This is a genomic window from Lutibacter sp. (genome assembly GCF_030692605.1).
In the GTDB taxonomy this organism is placed as follows: domain Bacteria; phylum Bacteroidota; class Bacteroidia; order Flavobacteriales; family Flavobacteriaceae; genus Lutibacter.
The window spans coordinates 1-3,430 of sequence record NZ_JAUYUD010000102.1; the positions used below are offsets into that span (position 1 = coordinate 1).

The 3,430-nt window shown below is 28.2% G+C and carries 4 protein-coding genes and 1 pseudogene; 4 read left to right on the top strand and 1 reads right to left on the bottom strand.

Translation table 11 applies throughout. The features are described from left to right. Positions 1-185: 185 nt before the first annotated feature. From Q8S45_RS10490 to Q8S45_RS10505, 4 genes are all read left to right on the top strand, one after another. Positions 186-605 (top strand): c-type cytochrome, encoded by a 420-nt coding sequence (locus tag Q8S45_RS10490; RefSeq protein ID WP_305604467.1) that lies wholly within the window; start codon positions 186-188, stop codon positions 603-605. A gap of 75 nt (positions 606-680) precedes the next feature. Then, on the top strand, positions 681-2,090 hold the full coding sequence (gene rlmD / locus Q8S45_RS10495; protein WP_305604469.1) for a 23S rRNA (uracil(1939)-C(5))-methyltransferase RlmD: 1,410 nt from the start codon (positions 681-683) through the stop codon (positions 2,088-2,090). 5 nt (positions 2,091-2,095) lie between these two features. Next, a complete protein-coding gene (locus Q8S45_RS10500; protein WP_305604471.1) occupies positions 2,096-2,554 on the top strand; it encodes a DUF6452 family protein in 459 nt (152 codons plus the stop codon). Then, entirely contained in the window at positions 2,490-3,212 is a 723-nt protein-coding gene (locus Q8S45_RS10505; RefSeq protein ID WP_305604474.1) for a DUF6048 family protein, read from the top strand. Before Q8S45_RS10500 ends, Q8S45_RS10505 begins: the two co-directional genes overlap by 65 nt. A 96-nt stretch (positions 3,213-3,308) precedes the next feature. Here the strand turns inward: Q8S45_RS10505 and Q8S45_RS10510 are convergent. Further along, positions 3,309-3,430 (bottom strand): annotated as a pseudogene (locus tag Q8S45_RS10510) (IS982 family transposase); the annotation flags it as partial.

A 3,430-nucleotide genomic window follows, 5' to 3' on the forward strand; every position in this document is an offset into this window, starting at 1 on the left:
TTAGGGCTATTCCGATGAAGGTATTCCAATACCTCAATCTCTTCATTTTTAAGTGTTATATATCTCATAATGAGATAAATATACGAAAATTATTATATATACGCAATAAAATACGACATTATTTTATTCTTATTACTTAATACAATTTAATTGAATAAATTTGCTGAAAATAAATTTTTTATAAAATGAAAAAATCATTTCTAATGTTAGGGCTAGTTGCCTTATTTGTTGCAAGTTGTGGAGACACTAAAAAAGAAGAAGTAAAAAGCGAAGTTCAAAATGAAGAAGAAAGTTTTGAAAATAAGGAAATTAAATCTCCTGAAGATTATGTTGCTCTTGGGGCAAAACTTTTTACAGAAAAAACGTGCGCTACTTGTCATTTAGCCGATACCAAAGTAATTGGGCCATCTATTAAAGATATCAACAAAATATATGCTGAGAAAAATGGTAATATTGTTGCATTCTTAAAAGGCGAAACTCCTGCTATTGTAGACACTGATCCTGGACAAGTTGCTATTATGAAAACCAACCTAGATGGTTTTGTTAAAGCTTTAAAACCAGAAGAATTAGCTGCACTTGCTGCATATATGGCTAGCATAAAATAATTGTAATCTTAAATATTATCAAAGCATCCCAAAAATAGGGATGCTTTTTTTATGTTAAAATAGTACATTTGCAGAATGGCAAAAGAGAGAGTACAGAATATTTTTGAAAATTTAGAAATTTTAGACGCAGGTGCTAAGGGCAAAACTATTGCTAAAGCTCCAGATGGAAGAGTTATTTTTGTTGATAATGCAGTTCCAGGTGATATTGCTGATATTAAAACTGGTAAAAAAAGAAAAGCCTATTATGAAGGAACTGCTGTAAAATTTCATTTGTATTCTAGTAAAAGAACAGAACCTGTTTGCCAACATTTCGAATATTGTGGCGGTTGCAAATGGCAACATATGGATTATAAATTTCAATTACATTATAAAGAAAATGAAATTACCAATAATTTAATTAGAATTGGACATTTAGAGTTACCTGAAATAACTCCAATTTTAGGTTGTAAAGAAATATACAACTACAGAAATAAAATGGAATATTCTTTTTCAAATAATCGTTGGCTAACGCTTGATGAAATTAATTCAACTAATGAAATAGATTCTAGAAACGCCTGTGGGTTTCATATTTCTGGAATGTGGGATAAAATATTAGATATTTCAACGTGTCATTTACAAGAAGATCCATCAAACCAAATTCGAAATTTTATTAAAAATTATGGAATCGATAATGGATATGAATTCTATAATCCTAGGGCACAAAGTGGTTTTTTAAGAACTATAATGATTCGTATTTCATCTACTAAAGAAATAATGGTAGTACTTCAATTATTTAAAGAAGATAAAAAAAAGCGAGAAGCTCTATTAAATGCAGTATCAGAGAAATTTCCAGAAATAACATCACTCCTATATGTAGTTAATAATAAAGGAAATGACACGTTGTACGACCAAAATATTATTTTATTTAAAGGCAACGAATATATATTTGAAGAAATGGAAAGTTTGAAATTTAAAATTGGACCTAAATCTTTTTATCAAACAAATTCTGCTCAAGCTTACGAATTATATAAAATTACACGTGATTTTGCAGGCTTAACCGGAAATGAAGTTGTGTACGATTTTTATACTGGAACTGGTACTATTGCCCAATTTGTAGCAAAAAATGCCAAAAAAGTAATAGGTGTAGAATCGGTGCCTGAAGCAATTGAAGATGCTAAACAAAATGCAAAATTTAATGCTATTGACAATGTCGAGTTTTATGCCGGTGATATGAAAACTGTTTTTAACGATCAATTTATTACAACTCATGGTAAACCAGATGTAATAATTACTGACCCTCCTCGAGATGGAATGCATTCACATGTTGTTGAAAAAATGTTAGAAATTCTTCCAAAAAAAATAGTGTATGTAAGCTGTAATTCAGCAACACAAGCAAGAGATTTATCATTAATGAAAGAGTATTACAACATCACAAAAACTCAGGGTGTTGATATGTTTCCACAAACGCACCACGTTGAAAACGTAGTTTTGTTAGAATTAAAATAATTAATATGAAAAAAACAATTAATATACTTTTATATGTACTACTGGCACTATCTATTGAAAGCTGTGAAAAAGATGATATTTGCATAGAAAGTACAACACCAAAATTAATTATTCGGTTTTATGATGATGCAAATCCAACCATATTAAAAAAAGTAAATTTACTAACGGTTTGGTCTGGTTCTAATGCCAAAATTTATGATAAGGTTTCAATTGATTCAATTGCTATGCCTATAGATATTAATCAGAATTTTACCAACTATAGTTTTTTATCAGGTACTACTGAAAATGAATTGCAATTTTCATATGACAGGAGTTCGATTTTTGTGTCTCGTTCCTGCGGATTTAAAATGAATTTTACCAATTTACAATCAACCCCAATTAATGCCACTTGGATAAAAAATGTTACTATTAATACTACAACCATTGAAAATGAAACTGCTGCACATATTAACATTTACCACTAGTATTTTAATTTCTTTGACAACAATAAGTCAAAATGTTAAAGACTCTACAATAACCAAAACATCATATGGAATAAGAATTGGTGCCGATATTTTAAAACCACTCGTTTCAGTTCTTGAAAATAACGGAAGTAGTTTTGAAATTATTGGAGATTTTAGAGTTTATAAAAACTTTTATTCTGCTGTTGAATTAGGGTTTCAAGAAAAAACAACCAATGAAGATTATTTAAATTTTTCAACAAAAGGTTCATATATTAAAGTTGGAGGAAATTATAATTTGTATGAAAATTGGAAAGGAATGCACAACGAAATTTATATTGGGGTTAGATATGCGTATAGTACTTTTAGTCAAACATTACATAATTATACTCCCAATGTAAAAGGCACTTACTTTATTCCAATTACTATAGAAGATGGTCAAGAATTTACAAATTTAAATGCGCAATGGATTGAATTAATATTTGGTTTAAAAGTTGAAACACTTAAAAATTTGTATTTAGGTGGAAGCATAAGTTTTAACAATATGATTTCAACAAAAGAACCAACAAATTTTAAAAATCTGCAGGTTCCAGGATTTAATAAGGTTAATTTGAATAGTGCAGGTGTTGGTTTTAATTATTCCATATCTTATCATATTCCAATCTTTAAAGGAATTAATTAAAATATTTGTATTTTTAACCCTAATTTTAAAAAATTGAGACAAATAACATAGTGTTGATTTTTATGATTTTTTTTTTAAAATAAACCCGTTGTGCATTTAGACAATGTTAATTTTTAAGTTGTTAATATTTCTCTCAAAAATAAACTTGTTAATGTATTGAATAATTGTCAACGAGGTTAATTTAGAAAGTATTCTTGTTTTAAATCCATCAAATGTTT